The organism is Streptomyces puniciscabiei (assembly GCF_006715785.1).
Lineage (GTDB): Bacteria > Actinomycetota > Actinomycetes > Streptomycetales > Streptomycetaceae > Streptomyces > Streptomyces puniciscabiei.
The window spans coordinates 53,440-73,476 of the sequence record NZ_VFNX01000004.1; the positions used below are offsets into that span (position 1 = coordinate 53,440).

19 protein-coding genes are annotated in these 20,037 nt (G+C 73.0%); 10 read left to right on the top strand and 9 right to left on the bottom strand.

Going from position 1 to position 20,037, the window contains the following annotated elements; translation table 11 throughout:
- The first annotated feature begins 35 nt into the window (after positions 1-35).
- Complete coding sequence (locus tag FB563_RS38165) at positions 36-305, top strand: hypothetical protein (protein ID WP_055709703.1); 270 nt, start codon at positions 36-38, stop codon at positions 303-305.
- A 47-nt stretch (positions 306-352) separates the two neighbouring features.
- Here the strand turns inward: FB563_RS38165 and FB563_RS38170 are convergent, their stop codons facing one another.
- The 3 genes from FB563_RS38170 to FB563_RS43625 form a co-directional block, all read right to left on the bottom strand.
- Complete coding sequence (locus FB563_RS38170; RefSeq protein WP_079049073.1) at positions 353-1,153, bottom strand: SAM-dependent methyltransferase; 801 nt, start codon at positions 1,151-1,153, stop codon at positions 353-355.
- Between the two features lie 41 nt (positions 1,154-1,194).
- The gene (locus tag FB563_RS38175) at positions 1,195-1,848 is read right to left on the bottom strand and encodes a GNAT family N-acetyltransferase (RefSeq protein ID WP_234358033.1); all 654 of its coding nucleotides are present in this window, start codon (positions 1,846-1,848) and stop codon (positions 1,195-1,197) included.
- A 369-nt stretch (positions 1,849-2,217) separates the two neighbouring features.
- A complete protein-coding gene (locus FB563_RS43625; RefSeq protein WP_244329071.1) occupies positions 2,218-2,916 on the bottom strand; it encodes an ATP-binding protein in 699 nt (232 codons plus the stop codon).
- A gap of 575 nt (positions 2,917-3,491) precedes the next feature.
- On the opposite strand from FB563_RS43625, the gene FB563_RS38185 reads away from it, so the two are divergent.
- The 3 genes from FB563_RS38185 to FB563_RS38195 all read left to right on the top strand — a co-directional run bounded on the left by FB563_RS38185 (position 3,492) and on the right by FB563_RS38195 (position 6,113).
- Entirely contained in the window at positions 3,492-4,367 is an 876-nt protein-coding gene (locus tag FB563_RS38185; protein ID WP_142219213.1) for a helix-turn-helix domain-containing protein, read from the top strand.
- A 59-nt stretch (positions 4,368-4,426) separates the two neighbouring features.
- Positions 4,427-5,242 (top strand): SAM-dependent methyltransferase, encoded by an 816-nt coding sequence (locus FB563_RS38190; RefSeq protein ID WP_055708873.1) that lies wholly within the window; start codon positions 4,427-4,429, stop codon positions 5,240-5,242.
- A 370-nt stretch (positions 5,243-5,612) separates the two neighbouring features.
- Complete coding sequence (locus FB563_RS38195) at positions 5,613-6,113, top strand: hypothetical protein (protein WP_055708872.1); 501 nt, start codon at positions 5,613-5,615, stop codon at positions 6,111-6,113.
- Between the two features lie 78 nt (positions 6,114-6,191).
- Here FB563_RS38195 and FB563_RS38200 read toward each other — a convergent pair whose 3' ends face one another.
- Positions 6,192-7,343 (bottom strand): PP2C family protein-serine/threonine phosphatase, encoded by a 1,152-nt coding sequence (locus FB563_RS38200; RefSeq protein WP_055708871.1) that lies wholly within the window; start codon positions 7,341-7,343, stop codon positions 6,192-6,194.
- A gap of 281 nt (positions 7,344-7,624) precedes the next feature.
- On the opposite strand from FB563_RS38200, the gene FB563_RS38205 reads away from it, so the two are divergent.
- The 3 genes from FB563_RS38205 to FB563_RS38215 are packed head-to-tail and all read left to right on the top strand — an operon-like array spanning position 7,625 to position 9,329.
- Positions 7,625-8,314 carry a nucleotidyltransferase family protein gene (locus FB563_RS38205; protein ID WP_055708870.1) on the top strand — a complete coding sequence of 230 codons (690 nt, stop codon included), beginning with the start codon at positions 7,625-7,627 and terminating at the stop codon, positions 8,312-8,314.
- Positions 8,311-8,589: a BON domain-containing protein gene (locus FB563_RS38210; protein ID WP_055708869.1), complete on the top strand. Its 279-nt coding sequence runs from the start codon at positions 8,311-8,313 to the stop codon at positions 8,587-8,589. Before FB563_RS38205 ends, FB563_RS38210 begins: the two co-directional genes overlap by 4 nt.
- Positions 8,586-9,329, top strand: coding sequence for a metallophosphoesterase family protein (locus FB563_RS38215; protein WP_055708868.1), 744 nt, complete (start codon positions 8,586-8,588; stop codon positions 9,327-9,329). The genes FB563_RS38210 and FB563_RS38215 overlap by 4 nt, the downstream gene beginning before the upstream one ends.
- 733 nt (positions 9,330-10,062) lie before the next feature.
- Here FB563_RS38215 and FB563_RS38220 read toward each other — a convergent pair.
- Together FB563_RS38220 and FB563_RS38225 are read right to left on the bottom strand one after the other, a co-directional pair.
- On the bottom strand, positions 10,063-11,328 hold the full coding sequence (locus FB563_RS38220; protein WP_055708867.1) for an MFS transporter: 1,266 nt from the start codon (positions 11,326-11,328) through the stop codon (positions 10,063-10,065).
- 484 nt (positions 11,329-11,812) lie between these two features.
- Positions 11,813-12,250: a dehydroquinate synthase/iron-containing alcohol dehydrogenase family protein gene (locus tag FB563_RS38225; RefSeq protein ID WP_234357921.1), complete on the bottom strand. Its 438-nt coding sequence runs from the start codon at positions 12,248-12,250 to the stop codon at positions 11,813-11,815.
- Here FB563_RS38225 and FB563_RS44655 point away from each other — a divergent pair.
- Positions 12,239-12,427 carry a hypothetical protein gene (locus FB563_RS44655; protein WP_234357920.1) on the top strand — a complete coding sequence of 63 codons (189 nt, stop codon included), beginning with the start codon at positions 12,239-12,241 and terminating at the stop codon, positions 12,425-12,427. The two genes, FB563_RS38225 and FB563_RS44655, sit on opposite strands and share 12 nt — an antisense overlap.
- Positions 12,428-12,656: 229 nt before the next feature.
- On the opposite strand, the gene FB563_RS38235 is transcribed toward FB563_RS44655, so the two are convergent.
- Positions 12,657-13,646 carry an aldo/keto reductase gene (locus FB563_RS38235; RefSeq protein WP_055708866.1) on the bottom strand — a complete coding sequence of 330 codons (990 nt, stop codon included), beginning with the start codon at positions 13,644-13,646 and terminating at the stop codon, positions 12,657-12,659.
- A 500-nt stretch (positions 13,647-14,146) separates the two neighbouring features.
- Here FB563_RS38235 and FB563_RS38240 point away from each other — a divergent pair, with 500 nt between their 5' ends.
- Entirely contained in the window at positions 14,147-15,034 is an 888-nt protein-coding gene (locus FB563_RS38240) for a hypothetical protein (protein WP_055708865.1), read from the top strand.
- 158 nt (positions 15,035-15,192) lie between these two features.
- Entirely contained in the window at positions 15,193-18,567 is a 3,375-nt protein-coding gene (locus FB563_RS38245) for a pyruvate carboxylase (protein WP_055708864.1), read from the top strand.
- A 32-nt stretch (positions 18,568-18,599) separates the two neighbouring features.
- On the opposite strand, the gene FB563_RS38250 is transcribed toward FB563_RS38245, so the two are convergent.
- Together FB563_RS38250 and FB563_RS38255 are read right to left on the bottom strand one after the other, a co-directional pair.
- Complete coding sequence (locus FB563_RS38250; protein WP_055708863.1) at positions 18,600-19,061, bottom strand: hypothetical protein; 462 nt, start codon at positions 19,059-19,061, stop codon at positions 18,600-18,602.
- 90 nt (positions 19,062-19,151) lie between these two features.
- The gene (locus tag FB563_RS38255) at positions 19,152-19,928 is read right to left on the bottom strand and encodes a polysaccharide lyase family 7 protein (protein WP_055708862.1); all 777 of its coding nucleotides are present in this window, start codon (positions 19,926-19,928) and stop codon (positions 19,152-19,154) included.
- Positions 19,929-20,037: the final 109 nt, after the last annotated feature.

Here is a 20,037-nt window from a genome sequence, read left to right on the forward strand (position 1 = left end):
CCCCCTGTCCTCACCCCAGTCGAGTGGGAGCCGCCATGGTGACCGAGTCCCCGCGATCGATCACGGCCTCGGCCGACGAACTCCTCGCGCAGGTCCGCACCTTGCGGGCCGACGCCGACCTCATGGACGGGTACGCCCGTCAGCTGCTCGCCACCGCGGCCACTCTGAGCGGCTGCCCGGCGGCGCCCGACCGGAGCCGTCCCACCCTGGAGCAGCAGGCCGCCGCCTGCACGACGGCGGCGGAGCAACTGCGCACCGCCGCCGAGGCGTTGGACATTCACACCCGAGCCGGGGCCTGGGACTGAGTGCTCGCACCGGCGGGCCGCCGGCCCCGGCCGGGGAGCCGGGACGGTCAGGGCTTGCGGGCCACCCCCACGTACACCGGCTGCTCCGTGCGGACCCGCATGCCCGGCTCGGGGTGCCAGTGGGTGGCCTGGACGACACCCGGCTCGGCGAGCTCCAGGCCGTCGAAGAACCGGACCACGTCGGCGTACGAGCGCAACCGCACCGAGGTGCCCCCGGAGCGGTACACGGCGTCGATGCGCCCCCACACCTCCGGGTCGAACAGTTCCGTGCCGCCGTGGGACAGCATCAGGTAGCTGCCCGAGGGCAGCGGCTCCAGCAGGGTCCGGACGACACCGTGCGGGTCCTGCTCGTCCGTCACGAACGGCAGCAGCGCGATCAGCGACAGGCCCACCGGCCGGCCGAGGTCCAGATGCTCGCGGGCGTACTCCACGATCCGCTCCGGCTCGCGGACGTCGGCGTGCAGATAGGCGGTACGGCCCTCGGGCGTGCCGTGCAGCAACGCCTCGGCGTGCCGCAGCACGATCGGGTCGTTGTCCGCGTACACCACCCGCGCGCCCGGGGTGACGGCCTGGACGACCTGGTGCAGGTTCGGCCCGGTGGGGATCCCGGTGCCCACGTCCAGGAACTGGTCCACGCCCTGGCCGGCGACGAAGCGGGCGGCCCGGTGCATGAACTCGCGGTTGGCCCAGGCCGTGTCCTTGGCGCCCGGGAAGAGCTCCAGCACCTTGCTCGCGGCCTCGGCGTCGACGACGTAGTGGTCCTTGCCGTCCAGGTACCAGTCGTACATCCGTGCCGAGTGCGGCTTGCCGGTGTCGATCCGCTCCGGGCTGAATCCGGTGTCTGTCACGTCGGCTCTCCGTGAAGGGGTGGGGGGTGATCGGGTGATCGTCAGCGGCAGCGCGCGGCCGCCGCGCTGTCGTGACGGTGCCAGACGGTCTCGACCACACGGCCGTCGGGCAGGGTGTGCCGGGGCGGTCCCTCGTCCGGTACGAAGCCGGCCCGGGCCAGGGCCCGTCGGCTCGCGGTGTTCCCGGGCTCCGCGCCCGCCCGGACCGTGGTCAGTCCGGCGTGGGTGTGCGCGAGCGCGGCCCCCGCGCGGAACAGCTCCGCGCCCAGGCCCTGGCCGCGGCAGGACGGCGCCAGCCAGCCGCCCATCTCGCCCGTGCGGTGCTCCAGTTCCAGGGCGCCGGCATAGCCGAGGTCCGACCTGCGCACGCAGACCAGCAGCAGGGGATCGTCCGGGCCGGGTGCGTAGGGCTGGGCCAGTTTCCGGGGCACCCGGCGGCCGTCGTCGCCGGCCGGCCGCCAGGCGAGCAGGGCCTTGCGGGTGCCGGGGTCGGGCAAGACCTCGTCCGCTTGGGTGCCGAGCCAGCGCTGCGCCTCGGCGTCCGCGCTGGCGGCCAGGGCCGCCGCGACGTCCAGCCGGGTCCGGGGCGTGAACAGCAACAGCCGTTCCGTGGCCAGGACATGCCGGCCGGCCTCGGGCCCGCACCGCCCGGGCACGGGCAGCCCGGCCGTGGCGGCCCGCCTCCGGCGGATCACCGACCAGACCATGCGCACCCCCGGGGAACGGCCCGCGCGACGACCACGGAACCCGTACGGACGTCGGGCCCCGAGGGATGCGGACGATCCGCACCGGCGGCGAATGTACCGGGGTTCGGGACGGGGTGGGGTGTGGGTGGGGGTGGTTTTGGGACGGGAGAGTGATGACGGAGTCGGCAGGGTGGTGGGGTGGCCCGGGGTCAGTCGGCCTGTTCCTGGGAGCCCGCCTTGGGACGGGTCCGGGTCCAGGACGGGTCGGCGGACGGGGCCGTGACGGGGGCGGCGGGAGCGATGGGGTGCATGGGTGTCCTTCGGACTGGTGGGGGGATGGTCCGTGGGGGGGTGGAGTGGGGGGCGGGGGGTGGGGTGTCAGTCGTGGTCGGACGGCAGCTCCGCCCAGACGACCCGGGCCGGCCGGCCGGGCGCGGGCGTCACCCCCCAGTCGCGGCACAGCGCGTCGACCAGGAAGAGCCCGCGCCCGTGCTGGTCGTCGGATCCGGGGCGCCGCGCCGCCGGACGGGTGGGGCCGCCGTCCTGGTCCTCGACCTCGATCCGTATCCGGTCCGCCGTACCGTGCAGCCGGCAGGCGATCCGCTCACCGGCCGCGTGCACGAGGGCGTTCGTGACCAGCTCCGAGGTCACCAGCACCGCGTCCTCCCGGGTGCCGTCCGGCACGCCCCAGGCGGTCAGCAGGTCCTGTACGACGCGCCGGGCCGTGCCGACGGCCGCCGGCTGCGCGGGCAGGTCGAACGCGGCGGCGGACCGGGCGAGCGCGGCCCCGGAGGCGAGCCGGTCGGGGCCGAGGGGCCCAGGGAGTCGACCGTGACGCCCGCCTCCGGGTGGTCTCAGGACGCCGGCCGGGACCGGCGGTCGGTGCGCATGCTCCAGGGTCTCCGGGGCGGGGAGTGGGCGGTCCCCGGTGTCGTACGGCGTGGGGAGCAGGCGTTCCCCGGTTTCGTCCGGGTCTGGGCGTCGCCAGTCCTCGGTGCCGTTGGAGGGCCGGTCCGGGACGTCCGTCGCCGCGTGTGCCCGATCGGTGCCGACCAGGCTCTGGTTTGGCTGGTTCACGCCGTCCCGGGCCGGGTGTGCCTGGTCCGCGACGTCGGGAGCCCGGTCCGACCGGCTTGCGCCGCCCGGGGTCGGGTCCGGTCGGTCCCCGGGGGTGGCGGACCGGTGCCGGGGCTGGACGGAAGCCGCGGACTGGTCATGGCGGTCGGCGGGCCGGTTCCGGCGGGGTACGGCCGGCAGGTGCAACGGGCCGCCGGGCAGGGGTGGTTGGGCGGGGCTCCGGTGTTCGGGCGGGTGGTGGAGCGGTCGGGGGAGGGAGGGCGGAGCCATCGCCGTACGCCTTTCGTCCGGCCTCGCGTGGGGTGCGGTGTCGGGCCGGCCGCGCAGCAGACGGCACGCCTCCCACGAGGCCGTGGTGCGGCCCGGTCTCCCCCAACCCGGCCGCGCCGCCTGCTCCTTGGTCGGCTGGAGCAGTTGGATCCACTTTCCCACCCGCCAACAACGCTCCGCAACCGTCACATTGAAATTTGCAAGTGGCGAAGTGCATGCTGCTCCGGCCAGAACGTGATCGAATGGGCCGGGGACGCGGACCGTGTGCGGCGGTGTTCCCGTGACCTGGTGAGGGGGGTGTGGGCATGACCGCGGAGACCGACTGGGGCGGTGCCCCCTCCGTCCTGCGCATGATCCTCGGCCGGCAGCTGGAGGAGCTGCGCACCCGGGCCGGCCTCAGCTACGCTGAGGCGGGCGCCGCCATCGGGGTCAGCCACTCCACGATCCGCCGCATGGAGGCCGCCAAGGTGGCCCGGCTGCGCCTCGCGGACGCCGAGAAGCTGCTCCAGGTCTACGGCGTCACCGACCAGGACGAGATCGACACCTTCCTGAAGTCCGTGCGCGAGGCCAACAAGCGCGGCTGGTGGCACACCTACCGCGATGTGATGCCCGACTGGTTCGCCGCGTATCTCAGCCTGGAACAGGCCGCGTTGCAGATCCGCGTGTACGAGAACCAGTTCGTGCACGGCCTGCTGCAGACCGAGGACTACGCCCGCGCCCTGATCGGCGCGGACAATCCACACGCCTCCGCCGAGGCCACCGAGCGCCGGGTCGCGCTGCGCATGCGCCGCCAGGAGCTGCTGGCCCGGAAGGCGCCGCCGCGTGTGTGGGTGGTGATGGACGAGACGGTGCTGCGCTGGCCGGTCGGCGGACCGGAGGTGATGCGGGCGCAGATCGACCACCTCCTGGAGGTGAACCGGCTGCCCCATGTGACCGTCCAGCTCATGCCGTTCAGCAATGGCCCCCACCCGGCGCTGCGGGCGGGCGCCTACCACCTCTTCCGGTTCCGGGCCCGTGAACTGCCCGACGTCGTCTACCTCAACGGCCTGGTCGGGGCCGTCTACCTCGACAAGGCCGACGACGTCGTGGTGTACCGGGAGGCGCTGGACCGGCTCGGCGCCCAGGCGGCGCCCGCCCGGAAGACCGAGGCCCTGCTCGGCGCGATCCGCAAGGAGCTGTGACGCACCCACCTGTTCGTACGCAATCCCCGCACCCCCCGACCAGAATGGGAGACACGGCGTTGCCCGACAACGGATGGCCGGCCGACCGTATCGACACCGAGAACGCCCACTCCGCCCGCATCTACGACTACATCCTCGGCGGCAAGGACTACTATCCCGCCGACCAGGAGGCCGGTGACGCCATGGCCCGGGAGTGGCCCGCGCTCCCGGTCCACATGCGCGCCAACCGCGACTGGATGAACCGCGCCGTGCGCTGGCTCGCCGAGGAGGCGGGCATGCGCCAGTTCCTGGACATCGGCACCGGCATCCCCACCTCGCCCAACCTGCACGAGATCGCCCAGGCCGTGGCCCCCGAGTCCCGGGTGGTCTACGTCGACAACGACCCGATCGTCCTCACCCTCTCCCAGGGGCTGCTGGCCAGTGCCCCCGAGGGCCGGACCGCGTACCTGGAAGCCGACTTCCGGGATCCGGCGGCCATCCTCGACGCACCCGAGGTGCGCGAGACCCTGGACCTGGGCAAGCCGGTCGCGCTCACCGTCATCGCCATCGTCCACTTCATGCTCGACGAGGACGACGCGGTCGGTGTCGTACGCCGGCTGCTGGAGCCGCTGCCCTCGGGCAGCCATCTGGCGATGTCCATCGGCACCGCCGAGTTCGCACCCGAGGAGGTGGGCCGGGTCGCCCGCGAGTACGCGGCCCGCAACATGCCGATGCGGCTGCGCACCCTCGACGAGGCCCATGAGTTCTTCGAGGGACTCGAGCTGGTCGAGCCGGGCATCGTCCAGGTCCACAAGTGGCATCCCGACGGCACCGGCGAGCAGGACATCCGCGACGAGGACATCGCGATGTACGGCGCGGTCGCCCGCAAGCCGTGACCGGCCGCGCGCCGTGACAGACCAGGGGCCGGGGTCCGCACCCACCTCCCGGACCCCGGCCCCGCCCCTTCTCGTACGGCGGGCCGGGCGGCTCCCCATCTCTCAGCGTGAGCCCATGTACACCACCCGAGCCCTCGACAACCTCGCCCGGCTCGCCGGAGACAGCGCACCCCGGCCATCCGAGGCGAATGACCGAAAGCACGCGGAAATACGACCGGAATTCGGCACAACCATCCGGCTGCCTCATGTTCCGGGAGCGGAATGGGAAAAAGCCGAGAGAAAGCGGAACCGGCGCGAGAGAAATGAGGTCTTAAAGGCCGTCGACGGCCGGGATCAGTCCGGTCGTACAGAAAACGGGGGAATAAGACCTATGTCCGTCCGCAGTCGCAAGACCCTCATCACCGCCGTCGCCCTCACCGGCGGCCTCACCCTGGCCGCCGTGACGCCCGCCCTCGCGGGCGCCCGCACGAGCCACACCACCCGTGCCACCGTCGTGTCCTCCGCCCAGGGCGACCCGCGCAACGTCACCCAGCACGTGGCCGACTTCTACGGCGCCTACATCGACGCCGTCTGGTCCACCGACGACAAGTCCGCCGGGGACGCCGCCAAGGCGCTGCGCGCCTTCTACCTCTCCGCCGCCGCACAGAAGAAGGTCGCCGCCTTCGAGAAGAAGGAGCACGCCGACGGCATCCTCTTCGCGCAGAACGTGCCGGTGAAGTGGAAGGTGACCTACACCGGTTCCGGCGCCGGCCACGCCACCAGCCGGGTCACGCTCACCTGGAGCGACGGGGCGCACGCCGAGGTCAGCCGGATCGACGTCCAGTCGGACCTGAAGACCCTGAAGATCACCGACCTCAAGTCGGTCCGCTGACCGGGGGGCGTGCGGTCCCGCCCCGCCCCACTCGGGGCGGGGCTCACGCCCGCCGGGCCGGCCGGTGGCCGGCCGCCCTCACCGGTGCTGGACGGTGTCCGAGCCGGCAGCCCGCACGTGGTGGCGCCGGCGGTCGACGCTCGTGCGGTGCACGGCGATGAGCGCGGCATCGTCGCCCAGCCGGCCGCCCGCATGGGCCAGCAGATCCCGCCGCACATGGTGCATCAGCGCCTCGGGGCTGTCGTCGGTCCAGTGCGCGACCCGCTCGGACAGCGGATAGAACCGGCCGTTAGCGTCCCGGGCCTCCACCACACCGTCGGTGTACAGGAGCAGGGTGTCACCGGGCTCGAAGGAGAACACGTCCAGCGTGTGGTCGGTGCCGCCGTGCACCCCGAGCGGCGGGGACGGGTGCAGGCTCGGGACCGTGACGGCGTGCCCGGGGCTCAGCAGCAAAGGCGGCGGGTGGCCGCAACTGGTCATCCGGGTCACCGGATCCCGGTCCGGGATCTCCACCAGCAGCGCGGTGGCGAACCGCTCGCCCGCCTCCTCCGGCGGGTCCAGGTCCTCGGCGTACCGGGTGACGCTCTGCTCCAGCAGGGCGGCCAGCTCGGCCAGCGGGATGTGCCGGTGCGCGCTCTCCCGGAACGCGCCGAGCAGCAGCGCGGCCTCGCCGATGGCGGACAGGCCCTTGCCGCGCACATCGCCGATCATCACTCGTACTCCGCCGTCGTACCGGGTCGCCGCGTACAGGTCGCCGCCGATCTGTGCCTCGTCCTCCGCGGCCAGGTACAGCGAGGCGATCCGCAGCGGGCCGATCTGCTCGGGCAGGGGCCACATCAGCACGTGCTGCGCGGCCTCGGCGACCGTGCGGACCTGGGCCAGCTGGGCCTGCCGCCGCTCCCGCAGCGCGCTGTAGAGCACCAGCAGCACCGTCAGCACCGCGAGGGTGATGATCTGCACGACGTGGTTCGTGGTGCCGAGCCCGCCGTGCGTCACACCGATGACCACCTGGGCGGCCAGGGCCAGCCCTCCGATGGCCGCCGTGGTCCGTGGCCCGGCGAAGGACACCGTGAGCGCCGGCGCGATCACCAGGGCCGGCCCCAGGTGGACATTGGTGGGCGTCTGCATGTCCACCACCGTGATCACCACGATGAGCACGACGGGGAGCAGCAGCAGAGCGTGTACCGACTGCCACGGCTGCCGCGAACCCGCCCTGAGCCTGAGACCCATGCCTACAGCGTGCTCCCGGGCCGCACGCGACGCACGCCAACGTGTCGGTACGGCCGGCCGTCCGCCCTCGGTGAAGGGTACGAGGCAAGGGCCGAGGGATGCCGATCACGACCCGGCGTCGCAGCACCGTCCTGCTCCGGGGGGACACTCCCTGGTCCCGGCACTCCGGCGCTGGTGGTGGGGACCGGGCCGCGTGTCGGTGTGGTCGCGCCGGGTACCCGTACGACCCCCGGGTCCGGACCGGCCGATCCGGGGGTGCCGGGGCCGCGAACGGAGACGTCATGACGCAGAACGGGGAGGGCACCGCCCCACTCCGGCGACCGGAGGTCGCCGAGCTGCGCCTCGCCGGGGGCGGACCGGACGAGTCCGTCACCACCCCCGCACCGGGCCAGGCGGAGCTGCCGCAGGACCGCAGCCAGGCGATCCTGGAGGCCACCAAGGAGGTCGGCGCCCTGCTCAAACGCGCCGGCCATCGCTTCGCGCTCGCCGGCAGCGTGGCCGTCTACGCACACGGCGGCAGCCGCTACCTCCAGCACGACGCCGACTTCTGTGTGCTGCCCGACGACGCCGAGGCGGTGGCGGCCAGCCTGCGCGAGGCCGGGCTGCCCGTCCGGACCCCGCCCGAGGACTGGTTGCTGAAGACCACCTGCCGCGGGCAGAACATCGACATCATCTTCGCCCTCGCGCACCAGCCCGTCACCGCGGAGATGCTCGACCGCGCCCACGTGCTGCCGGTCGACTCGGTGCTGATGCCCGTCCTCGCTCCGACCGACCTGATCCACAGCCTGGTCAGCGCGTTCTCGGAGCACTACTGCGATTTCGGGGCCGTCCTGCCGGTGGCCCGCGCCGTCCGGGAGAAGGTCGACTGGGACGCGCTCCGGGCGGCCTGCGGCGACCAGCCAATGCCGGCCGCCTTCCTCTTCCTCCTCGAACGGCTGAACGTGATCGACCCCCAGGAGGGGCAGCCATGACCGACACGAGCCCGCCGCCCCCGCCGGCGGCCGGCAACCTGGACTACCGCGTCGCGCACCTCGCCGAGCGCCTGGCCGCCGGGGACCTTGGAGAACTGGGCGTACGGCTGGAGCTGCGCGGCGACGCCATCCTGCTGACCGGCACCGTGCCGTCCGCCCAGTGCCGCGACGAGATCTGCCACACGGCCCGCGAGGAGCTGGCGGGACATCCGGTCCACTGCGACATCCTCGTCGCCGGGACCTCCTCGCCCGATCACGGGGAGGACCTGACATGATCCGCGTCGCGGCCGTCGGGGACATCCACATGGGCCCCGAGAGCCAGGGCATGCTGCGCCCCTCGTTCGAAACCCTGCCCGGGTGCGCCGACGTCCTGCTGCTGGCCGGCGACCTCACCCGGCACGGCACTCCCGAGGAGGCGGCGGTCGTCGCGCGGGAGATCAAGGACCTGGGGGTGCCGGTCGTCGCCGTCCTGGGCAACCACGACCACCACGACGAGCGGCCCGACGACGTCACCGCGATCCTGCGCGACGCCGGCGCCCACGTCCTGGAGGGCCAGGCCGCCGTCGTCAGCGCCGGTGAGGCCCGGATCGGGGTCGCCGGGACCAAGGGCTTCGGCGGCGGATTCGTCGGGCGCTGCGCCGGCGAGTTCGGCGAACCGATCATGAAGGAGTTCGTCCGCTACAGCCGCCGGTGCGCCGACGGCCTGCACGGCGCCCTGAAGGACCTGGCCGACTGGAACTGCGACGTGCGGATCGCCCTCACGCACTTCTCGCCCGTGCCGGACACCCTGGCCGGGGAGCCGCCGGAGATCTACCCGTTCCTCGGCAGCTATCTGCTCGCGGAGGCCATCGACACCGCCGGAGCCGACCTCGCCGTCCACGGCCACGCCCACGCCGGCACGGAGCACGGCATGACCAGCGGCGGCGTCCGCGTGCGGAACGTGGCCCAGCCGGTCATCGGCCAGGCCTTCCACGTGTACAACCTGCCGGGCCACGAGGAGCACGGACCGAAGTGACCCCGCCCGCCGCCCACCCGGCGCGCCCCCCGGCAGTACCGGGGTCAATCCCGGCCCGGCTTCCCGGCCGGTCAGGGGCGATGCCGAGTGCTTCCGTGGCGGTCGCGGGGCGGTGTCCGGCGCGTTTCGGCGGCCTGGGGGCTGTGCTCTGCCTTCTCGGCGGTCGGGTCGGGGGTTTCCACGGCCTCCGGGCGGTCGGGCGGGCGTAACCGGTGCTTCCCGGCTGGTCCGCGCCGGTACCGACCGAGCCGCTCCCGGCCGGTGCAGGGGCCGATGCCGAGTGCTTCCGGGCCGGTCGCGGGGCGAGTGTCCGGCGCGCTTCGGCGGCCTGGGGGCTGTGCTCTGCCTTCTCGGCGGTCGGGTCGGGGGTTTCCACGGCCTCCGGGCGGTCGGGCGGGCGTAACCGGTGCTTCCCGGCTGGTCCGCGCTGATACCGACCGAGCCGCTCCCGGCCGGTCAGGGGCGATGCCGAGTGCCTCACCGCTGGGTCAGGGGATGTGCCCAGCGTTTCTCGGGGCTCGAGCGGGTGTGCCCAGTGCCCCCTGCGGCTCGGGCGGGCGTGCCCGGCCTTTCGCGGTGGGTCGGGGGTGCTGCCGAGCGCGCGGCTTCCGGCGGGTCGGGGGTGCCACCGAGCGAGCGGCTTCCGGCCCGGTCAGGGGCTGATGCTGATACCGAGTGCCTTGCGGCCGGTCAGGGCCGATGCCGACGCCGATGCCGAGTGTCTTCCGGTCGGTCAGGCGGCCGTGCCCAGCGCCTCGCGGCCGGTCACGTCGCCGTCCTTCGTGGGCACGGTGACCGGCGTCGGTCCGCCGCGCCGCCGGACCAGCAGGCCCGCGCCGATCGACCCGGCGATGAGGAGGCCGCCGGCGACCAGGGCGCCGCGCGCGCCGGCCCACTCCATGAGGAGACCCAGCAGGGGCGGTCCGCCGAGGCTCCACACCGTGCCGATGCTGCTCCACACGCCGAGGACCCGGCCGCGCAGATGGGCCGGCGGGTCGGTCTGCAGGACGGCCGTGCCCGCGGTGTCGGAGATCGACTCCACCACGGCCATGGGCAGCACCAGCACCATCAGCACGGCCAGCGAGGGCGACAGTCCCGCGACGACCTGCAGGAGGGCGCCCGCCGCCGCGAGCAGTCCCACGGTCCGTACGGAGGGCTTGCGCAGCCGGGCGCCGAGGATCGCACCGATGATCCCGCCGACCGCCAGCACTGTGGAGACGGTGCCGAACGACCCGGCACCGCCCGCGAGCGGCCCGGTGACGAGGACGGCGAGGGTGAGACCGTAGTTCCGGCCGAAGACCGAGCTGATCCCGGTGATCCCGGCGAGGGCCATCAGACGGGGCCGGCGCACGAAGAACCGCAGCCCCTCCCGCACGCCCATCTCCGCGGGCGCCGGGACGACACGCGCCTCGGCCGCCGGCTCGGCCCCCGCCCTGTGCTCGGCCACCGCCCCGTGAACGGGCCGCAGGAAGGGCACGACCGACGCCACGAAAAGGAACGACACTCCGTTGGCGGCGTACGCGGCCCCCGTGCCGAGGAAGCCGACGGTCACCCCGGCGAGCGCGGTGCCGGCCAGCCGTCCCGCGCTGTGCACGAGGGCACCGACACCGATCGCCGACGGCACATCCTCCCGGGGCACGAGGTCGTTGCCGAGCAGCGCACACGCCGGCCCGTCGACGGTGGCGATGATGCCGGTGACGGCGGCCAGCACCAGCAGCGCCGTCATGTCGATCCGGTCGAGCGCCACCAACAGCGCCGTGGTGAACGCGACGGCGCCGAGCAGCGCCTGGCTCACCGCGACCGTCAGCTTCCGGGGCCAGCGGTCCACGGCGGCGCCGCCGAGCAGGCTCACGAACAGCGCCGGCGCGGCCTGTACGGAGATCGACAGCCCGGTGGCCGCCGCGGAACCGGTGATCTGCAGCACGAGCAGGTTCTGCACCGTGAGCTGCATCCAGGTGCCGGCGTTGGAGACGAAGTTCGCGGCCGACCACCAGCGCATGCCGCGGTGTCGCAGGGATCGCCACGGCGACCGCGAGGCGGGCGCGGAACCGGGCACAGGTGTGATCAGGGAGGGGGCAGCAGACACAGGGGGGTACTCGACAACCAGGTGGTCGGGGAGAGGGACCGGCGGAACCCGTCGGACCGGCTGCGCTGCACGGCCGGGCCGCCCGGTCAGGGCGCCGTCCATCGTGGCAGACGGGAGGGCGCAGTGGTCGCGACGGCACCTGCCGACCGCGGGCGAAAGGGCCAAAGGCCCATGGGCGTACGCCACTTGAGCCGCGCGTGTGCTTCCTCACAGCCCTCCTCACGCCCTGCCGAGGCAGGCCCTCATGCGTGACGAGCGCCACGGGCGCGCACCCGCTCCGGACTCCCGGTCACCCTCCGGAGCGTTCGGTGACGGCACTGGACCTCGACACCGCGAAGCCCGGGACACGCATCGTTGAGGGGCGCTGACGGTGCGCAGGTGCGCGCGACGCGCACTCTCAGTACACGCGCGTCAGCAGATCCAGCACCTCCGCCGGGCCCGCCGCGATGGCCGGCAGCAGGGCGCGGTCGGCGCCCGGCTCGCGCAGGGGCCGCTTGATGTCCAGCGCCCCGGACAGCTCCCGTACCGCCGCGACGGCCGTCCGCGCCCAGTCGCCGTCGGCGGGCGCCGGGACACGCGTCGCCCGTGCGGCCCGCTCGTACGCCTCCCGTGCCGCCGGCGCGCTGAACTCCATGACCTCCTCCAGGACGGCGGCGAGGGCGACGCCGTGCGTGGTGCCGGTACGGGCGGTGCGAGTGTGGCCGATGCCCTGGACCAGGCCGAGCCCGGACAGGGTCAGCGCCTGGCCGGCCAGGCGCGCGCCCAGCATCAGCTCGGCGCGTGCGTCGAGGTCCGAGCCGTTCCGGTGGGCGGCCGGCGGCGCATGGCCGACCATGCCCACCGCCCGGGGGCGTACGCCCCGGAGAAGGCGTTCGCGCCGCGCGAGGCCGGCGACTCGATGCCGTGGACGAGCGCGTCGATGCTGGTCGCAGCCGTCGCAGCCGTCGCAGCCGTCGCAGCCGTCGCAGCCGTCGCAGCCGTCGCAGCCGGCGGCAGGCCGAGCGTCAGCTGACAGCCCCGCCTCCGCGGCGAGCGAGGTCTGCTCGGCGGGCTTCAGCACACACTGTTGCCGGTGGCGAGCGCCGGGCCCAGCTTCCAACCGGCTATCAGCGGCGCGTAGTTCCACCGCACGACCGCGCCGATCACGGCATCGAGTCGCCGGCCTGGCGCGGCACGAACGACGCCGTGAAGGGGTGCCGGGCGGTGTCGACATGCGGCTGCCGCGGAACCGCCTGAAGCCGTCAGCGATCGACGGCCCGCATACCCGCCTCGTCGTAGCGCTCACCCGCGGCCCGGGGCAGCTCCGCGTCGATGCGGGCCAAGTCCTCCTTGCTGAGCGTGATGTCGACAGCGCCGGCGTTCTGCTCCAGGTAGCTGCGCCGCTTGGTGCCCGGGATCGGTACCAGGTCCTCGCCCTGGGCCAGCACCCAGGCGATGGCGAGCTGGGCCGGCGTCACGTCCTTCTCGGCGGCGATCTCCTTCACCTTCGCCGCCAGCCGCAGGTTCGCCTCCAGATTGGCGTCCGTGAAGCGGGGGTTCGCACGGCGCCAGTCGTTCGCGTCCAGCTCGTCCGGGGAGCTGAAGCGGCCGGCCAGGAAACCGCGGCCGAGCGGGGAGTACGGCACGAACCCGATGCCGAGCTCCCGGCAGGCCGGCAGCACCTCCGCCTCCACGTCCCGCGTCCACAGCGAGTACTCGCTCTGCACGGCCGTGATCGGGTGCACGGCGTGCGCCCGGCGGATGGTCTCCGCGCTCGCCTCGCTCAGGCCGATGTGCCGCACCTTGCCCTCGGCGACCAGCTCGCCGAGCGCGCCGACCGTCTCCTCGATGGGCACGTCCGGGTCGACCCGGTGCTGGTAGTACAGGTCGATGTGGTCGGTGCCCAGCCGCTGCAGCGAGCCGTGGATCGACTCGCGCACGTGCTCGGCGGAGCCGTCCTGCCGGCCGACCGTGCTCATGTCGCCGGGTACGGCGTCGTCCATCCGGTAGTTGAACTTGGTGGCGATCACGTACTCGTCGCGGTGCCCCCGGATCGCCTCGCCGACCAGTGACTCGTTGGTCAGCGGGCCGTACACCTGCGCGGTGTCGAGGAAGTCGATCCCCAGTTCCAGGGCCCGCCGGATGGTCGCGATGCCCTCGTCCTGGTCGGCCGAGCCGTAGAAGGCGGACATGCCCATACATCCGAGGCCGAGGGCCGATACCTCGAGGTCCCGCAGACTGCGCTTCTGCATGTGATGTCCCAGCCTTTCCTGCACACTCGGTGGTCGCTCCGTACGCCACGCAGCCGGAGCCCGTGCGGAGCCCTCGCGTGCCGTACGTCTGCGACGCTACGAGTTCGAGCGCTCTCCAAGTCAAGCAACGCACCGGGCCCGGCCGGGAATCCAGCCCACCGAGCCGTTCAAGGGGCCTGCACGGGAGGACGGATCCGAGGGGGTGCGGGTTGCCTCTCGGGCCCGGATTCCGCCGCTGGGGGCCTGTGGGTCTTCCCACACCCCCCCGCATCCGTAAAGGATCTTGACGACTGCCTCCCGGCTCGCTGAACTGTCACCGATCGGGTCTCACCACCACAGAGACCCACACCGGGGGAGGGACCGGGCGCATGGCGGAACGATAGCGGCGCACTGAAACGGGTGGACGGCGGAGAAACGCCCCGAAACGGGAACACCGGGCTCGGGGTGAAGGGGGCGATGGACATGACGGGGGAGCCGAAGGCGATGGGCTGCCGTGCCTCATGACGACTGAAGCGCGCATCGAGTGGTGCCGCGCACTGCTCGCACGGCTGGCCCGGTTCACCGGGCGCACCCTGCGGGGCGAGTGGCACGCCATCGTCGTCGAACCGGTACGGCGGCTCATCCGGCGCGGACTGTCCGGGCTGCTGCTGGCCTTCGTCGCCTCTTTCGGCGTCGTCTTCTTCCACGACATCGCCCAGTACCCGCTCGGCGCGCTGTGGGTGACGCGGCTCGGCGGCGTCCGGGCCGACCTGCCGCTGTGGCTGTCGTTACTGCGCACGCCCGTGTCGCTGTACGTCCCGGCGCTCGATCTGCCGGTGTGGGCGGGCATCACCCAGCTGTTCCTCGCCTTCGCCTGGGCCGAACTGGCCCTGGGCCGGGCCCGGACACTGGCGATCGCCTACGCCACCACTGTGGCCGGCACGCTCACCGCCCGCGTGATGATCGCGCTGGGCCCCGGCTGGTGGGGCTTGGGGGCGCCGCACGCGTACGCGCACGTGCTCGACACCGGACCGTCCGCTGCCGTCGTCGGCCTGTTCACCTACCTCTCGGTGGTCAAACGCGCGCCCGTGGTGTTCACGCTGACCGGCGGCTCGATGGTGTGGGAGTCCATCGCCGTCCCCAACCTGGCCGGCCGCGAGCACCTGATCGCGGTGGCCTCGGCGATCGTCCTCGGCCTGCTGCACGGCCGCCGCGCACGACTGCGGGCCCGGATGTGGGCCCTGCTGTCCGTCCGGGACCGCGGGCCCGCACCCACGGAACCACCCGTGATCCCCGCGCCCTCGCCCTCGCCCTCCCGGAGCGCGACCGCGCCCGCGCCCGCGTCGGCGAGCGCGGAGCGGTCGCGGGAGCGGTCCCAGGAGACGGCGATGAGCTCGCTGGAGTGCTGAGCCCGCCGCGCGTGCCTGTGGCGTGGCCCACCCGGCCGGTGTGATGGTTGTCGCACGTCGACACGCGCGAGCACCCCCTAAGGTGGCCGCGATGTACGGCAGGGCGGGGCTGACACCATGGTGTTCGTCGCCGGCAGGGCAGCTGAAGGGAATCCAGGATGTTCCGCAAGGTGCTGGTCGCCAACCGTGGAGAGATCGCGATCCGCGCGTTCCGGGCGGGCTACGAACTCGGCGCGCGCACCGTCGCCGTGTTCCCGCACGAGGACCGCAACTCACTGCACCGGCTGAAGGCCGACGAGGCGTACGAGATCGGGGAGCCGGGGCATCCGGTGCGGGCCTATCTCTCCGTCGAGGAGATCGTGGGGGCCGCCCGCCGGGCCGGTGCCGACGCCGTCTACCCCGGTTACGGCTTTCTGTCCGAGAACCCGGAGCTGGCGCGTGCCTGCGAGGAGGCGGGCATCACGTTCGTCGGTCCGAGCGCCGCCACCCTGGAGCTGACCGGCAACAAGGCCCGCGCGGTCGCGGCCGCCCGGGCGGCCGGAGTGCCCGTGCTCGGCTCGTCCCAGCCGTCCACCGACGTGGACGAACTGGTGCGCGCGGCCGAGGAGATCGGCTTCCCCGTCTTCGTCAAGGCCGTCGCGGGCGGCGGCGGGCGCGGCATGCGCCGGGTGGAGGACCCCGCCCTGCTGCGCGAGTCCATCGAGGCGGCCTCCCGCGAGGCCGACGCCGCGTTCGGCGACCCGACCGTCTTCCTGGAGAAGGCCGTCGTCGACCCGCGCCACATCGAGGTGCAGATCCTCGCCGACGGCGAGGGCAACGTCATCCACCTCTACGAGCGCGACTGCTCCCTCCAGCGCCGCCACCAGAAGGTCATCGAGCTCGCCCCCGCCCCCAATCTCGACCCGGGGGTGCGGGCGCGGATCTGCGACGACGCGGTGCGCTTCGCCCGCGAGATCGGCTACCGCAACGCGGGCACCGTCGAGTTCCTGCTCGACCCCGCGGGCAACCACGTCTTCATCGAGATGAACCCGCGCATCCAGGTCGAGCACACCGTGACCGAGGAGGTCACCGACGTCGACCTGGTCCAGGCCCAGCTGCGGATCGCCTCCGGCGAGACCCTCGCCGACCTCGGCCTCGCCCAGGACACCATCACCCTGCGCGGTGCCGCCCTGCAGTGCCGTATCACCACCGAGGACCCCGCCAACGGCTTCCGCCCCGACACCGGCCGGATCAGCGCCTACCGCTCCCCGGGCGGCTCGGGTATCCGCCTGGACGGCGGAACGACCCACGCCGGTACGGAGATCAGCGCGCACTTCGACTCGATGCTGGTCAAACTCACCTGCCGGGGCCGGGACTTCAAGGCGGCCGTCGGCCGGGCCCGGCGTGCCGTCGCCGAGTTCCGCATCCGCGGTGTGGCCACCAACATCCCGTTCCTGCAGGCGGTGTTGGACGATCCCGACTTCCAGGCGGGGCGCGTCACCACCTCCTTCATCGAGCAGCGCCCGTACCTGCTGACCGCGCGCTCCTCCGCCGACCGCGGCACCAAGCTGCTCACCTACCTCGCCGACGTCACGGTCAACAAGCCGCACGGCGAACGCCCCGACCTGCTCGACCCCGTCACCAAGCTGCCGCCGCTGCCCACCGGCGAGCCGCCCGCCGGCTCCCGCCAGCTGCTGGTCGACCTCGGCCCCGAGGGCTTCGCCCGCCGGCTGCGCGAGTCGCCGACCATCGGCGTCACCGACACCACCTTCCGCGACGCGCACCAGTCCCTGCTCGCCACCCGGGTGCGCACCAAGGACCTCCTCGCCGTCGCCCCGGTCGTCGCCCGCACCCTGCCGCAGCTGCTGTCCCTGGAGTGCTGGGGCGGCGCCACCTACGACGTCGCGCTCCGCTTCCTGGCCGAGGACCCCTGGGAGCGGCTGGCCGCCCTGCGCGAGGCGGTGCCCAACATCTGCCTGCAGATGCTGCTGCGCGGCCGCAACACCGTCGGCTACACGCCGTACCCGACCGAGGTGACCGACGCCTTCGTACAGGAGGCGGCCGCCACCGGCATCGACATCTTCCGCATCTTCGACGCCCTGAACGACGTCGGCCAGATGCGCCCCGCCATCGACGCGGTACGGGAGACCGGCACCGCGATCGCCGAGGTCGCCCTCTGCTACACCGCCGACCTCAACGACCCGGCCGAGCGGCTCTACACCCTCGACTACTACCTGCGCCTGGCCGAGCAGATCGTCGAGGCCGGCGCGCACGTCCTCGCGATCAAGGACATGGCCGGACTGCTGCGCGCCCCGGCCGCCGCCAAGCTGGTCTCCGCGCTGCGCCGCGAGTTCGACCTGCCCGTGCATCTGCACACGCACGACACGGCCGGCGGCCAGCTCGCCACCTACCTCGCCGCGATCCAGGCGGGCGCGGACGCGGTGGACGGCGCGGTGGCCTCGATGGCCGGTACGACGTCCCAGCCGTCCCTGTCGGCGCTGGTCGCCGCCACCGACCACTCCGACCGTCCCACCGGCCTGGACCTCGGGGCCGTCGGTGACCTGGAGCCGTACTGGGAGGGCGTGCGGAAGATCTACGCCCCGTTCGAGGCGGGCCTCGCCTCGCCGACCGGCCGCGTCTACCACCACGAGATCCCCGGCGGCCAGCTGTCCAACCTGCGCACCCAGGCCGTCGCCCTCGGCCTCGGCGACCGCTTCGAGGACATCGAGGCCATGTACGCCGCCGCCGACCGCATCCTCGGCCGCCTGGTCAAGGTCACCCCGTCCTCCAAGGTGGTCGGCGACCTCGCCCTGCACCTGGTCGGCGCCGGGGTCTCCCCGAAGGACTTCGAGGAGACGCCCGACCGGTTCGACATCCCGGACTCGGTGATCGGCTTCCTGCGCGGCGAGCTGGGCACCCCGCCCGGCGGCTGGCCCGAGCCGTTCCGCACCAAGGCGCTGCAGGGCCGGGCCGCTGCCAAGCCCGCGCCCGAGCTGTCGGCCGAGGACCGCGAGGGGCTGGCCAAGGACCGCCGGGCCACCCTCAACCGGCTGCTGTTCCCCGGCCCGACGCGGGAGTTCGACACCCACCGGCAGGCCTTCGGCGACACCAGTGTGCTGGACAGCAAGGCGTTCTTCTACGGACTGCGGCCCGCCAAGGAGTACGCCGTCGACCTGGAGCCGGGCGTCCGGCTGCTGATCGAGCTGCAGGCGATCGGCGAGGCCGACGAGCGGGGTATGCGCACGGTGATGTCCACGCTCAACGGCCAGCTGCGGCCCATCCAGGTCCGCGACCGGAACGCGGCCTCGGAGGTGCCGGTGACGGAGAAGGCCGACCGCGCCAACCCCGGCCATGTGGCGGCGCCGTTCGCCGGTGTGGTGACCCTGGCGGTGGCCGAGGGCGATGAGGTCGCGGCCGGCGCCACCGTGGCCACCATCGAGGCGATGAAGATGGAGGCCACCATCACCGCGCCGAAGGCGGGCCGGGTGTCCCGCCTGGCCATCAACCGCATCCAGCAGGTGGAGGGCGGCGACCTCCTGGTGGAGCTCGCCTGACCACGCGGTCGGGACCTACCCGGTCCGGGCACTCAGTCCCAGAGCGGGTAGGTCATGACCTGGTTGAAGCCCTTCGGCCGGGCGCCGGTGTAGGTCAGGCTGATCTGCGCGTAGCGCTCGAAGGACGGATGCTTCTTCCACTGCTGCTCGCCGGTGAGCCGGATGACCACCGGGTACTGGTGGAAGGTGCCGGCGGCGCAGTACGGGTCGCAGTCGTTGACCCAGTTCACGCCTACGGCCTTCGCCCCGTCCGGACTCCACTGGGACCATTGGAGTCCGGTGAGGCGGCTGTTGCCGTCGCCGCAGGCCAGGATGAAGTCGGCCGGGCGGACGTTCCGGTGGAAGAAGCAGTCGACCAGCACGGGCCGGGCCGGACCGGCCTGCGCACCGGTCCCGGGAGGGGTCGGGGGACTGGCCGAGGCCGTCGTCAACGCCGTGGTCAGCAGGGCTCCTGCCGCCAGGGTGACCGCCGTTCCCACCAGTCCTCCACGCATGGCCGCTCCCACGTTGTGCTGTGTTCGACCGTCCACTCGACGCTACGACCCTGCGGCGGTTTGCACCAATCGCGCAGGTCGCAGGGCGTGTCATCCGTGTTTGACAGTCAGGCCGTAGAACGCGACGCGGGCGCCGTTGGTCGTACTGTCCGAAGAGGACTGGTTGTAGGAGCCGGCCTTGAAGTACTGCTTGTACTGCTGGAACGACGACGGAATGCCGTAGTGGGTGGTGGTGCCGTTGACGGTCAGGTCGATGGTGTTCCCGCCCGAGACGGCGATGGTGTAGCTCCAGGTCTTGCCGAGGGACACGTGTCCCACGCTGTGCGAGGTCTGCCCGCCGGACGGCGAGTTCTCCGTGCCGAGGACGATGTCGCCGTTCGCGTGGTAGTACAGCTCCAGCAGCGGCTTGGTGGAGGAGCCGCCGCTGCCCAGGTGGATCTGCCCGACGCAGACGTTCTTCGTCACGGACACCACGCGCAGGGTCGCGCTCAGCCTGTGCGAGCCGGACAGCGACCAGTCGGCGGGGCTGCCGTCGCGGTTCATCTCGCGCAGCTCGGAGCGGGCGTAGTTCGAGTTCGGCGTGGTGACGCCCTTCTCGGGCGCCCAGAAGGTCATCGCTCCGTCGCGGGTGTCGGTGTAGAAGTACGCGTCCTGGTAGCCGTTCGGGCCCTGGAGCCGGGACGACGGGATGGTGGTGGGGCTGCCGGGGGAGCCGACGGGCTCCTGCAGGTCCCAGACCGACAGGTCGAAGTTGCCGCCGGGCGCGACACGCGGATCGGCGGCGATCGCGCCGGTGCTGGCGAGGAGGGTGAGGGCGAGGGTGAGGGCCGCGGTGGCCGGCACCGCGAGAAGCCGGGATCGGGTCATGTGGGGGTCCCTTCTTCGAAGCGAAGGCCGGACCGGCGGATGCGTTCAGCATGGTGAACGCTGAACGCATCCTTGGTCGCTGGTGACCCGAGAAGCTAGAGGTCTGAAC

Excerpts from the sequence above, each read along its gene's own strand:
- FB563_RS38200 (WP_055708871.1), bottom strand. The coding sequence starts at position 7,343 with ATGGGTCTCAGGCTCAGGGCGGGTTCGCGGCAGCCGTGGCAGTCGGTA.
- FB563_RS38235 (WP_055708866.1), bottom strand. The coding sequence starts at position 13,646 with ATGCAGAAGCGCAGTCTGCGGGACCTCGAGGTATCGGCCCTCGGCCTC.
- FB563_RS44655 (WP_234357920.1), top strand. The coding sequence starts at position 12,239 with ATGGCCGACCATGCCCACCGCCCGGGGGCGTACGCCCCGGAGAAGGCG.
- FB563_RS38165 (WP_055709703.1), top strand. The coding sequence starts at position 36 with ATGGTGACCGAGTCCCCGCGATCGATCACGGCCTCGGCCGACGAACTC.
- FB563_RS38225 (WP_234357921.1), bottom strand. The coding sequence starts at position 12,250 with ATGGTCGGCCATGCGCCGCCGGCCGCCCACCGGAACGGCTCGGACCTC.
- FB563_RS38255 (WP_055708862.1), bottom strand. The coding sequence starts at position 19,928 with ATGACCCGATCCCGGCTTCTCGCGGTGCCGGCCACCGCGGCCCTCACC.
- FB563_RS38215 (WP_055708868.1), top strand. The coding sequence starts at position 8,586 with ATGATCCGCGTCGCGGCCGTCGGGGACATCCACATGGGCCCCGAGAGC.
- FB563_RS38205 (WP_055708870.1), top strand. The coding sequence starts at position 7,625 with ATGACGCAGAACGGGGAGGGCACCGCCCCACTCCGGCGACCGGAGGTC.
- FB563_RS38185 (WP_142219213.1), top strand. The coding sequence starts at position 3,492 with ATGACCGCGGAGACCGACTGGGGCGGTGCCCCCTCCGTCCTGCGCATG.
- FB563_RS38240 (WP_055708865.1), top strand. The coding sequence starts at position 14,147 with ATGACGACTGAAGCGCGCATCGAGTGGTGCCGCGCACTGCTCGCACGG.
- FB563_RS38195 (WP_055708872.1), top strand. The coding sequence starts at position 5,613 with ATGTCCGTCCGCAGTCGCAAGACCCTCATCACCGCCGTCGCCCTCACC.
- FB563_RS38250 (WP_055708863.1), bottom strand. The coding sequence starts at position 19,061 with ATGCGTGGAGGACTGGTGGGAACGGCGGTCACCCTGGCGGCAGGAGCC.
- FB563_RS38210 (WP_055708869.1), top strand. The coding sequence starts at position 8,311 with ATGACCGACACGAGCCCGCCGCCCCCGCCGGCGGCCGGCAACCTGGAC.
- FB563_RS38220 (WP_055708867.1), bottom strand. The coding sequence starts at position 11,328 with ATGCGCTGGTGGTCGGCCGCGAACTTCGTCTCCAACGCCGGCACCTGG.
- FB563_RS38245 (WP_055708864.1), top strand. The coding sequence starts at position 15,193 with ATGTTCCGCAAGGTGCTGGTCGCCAACCGTGGAGAGATCGCGATCCGC.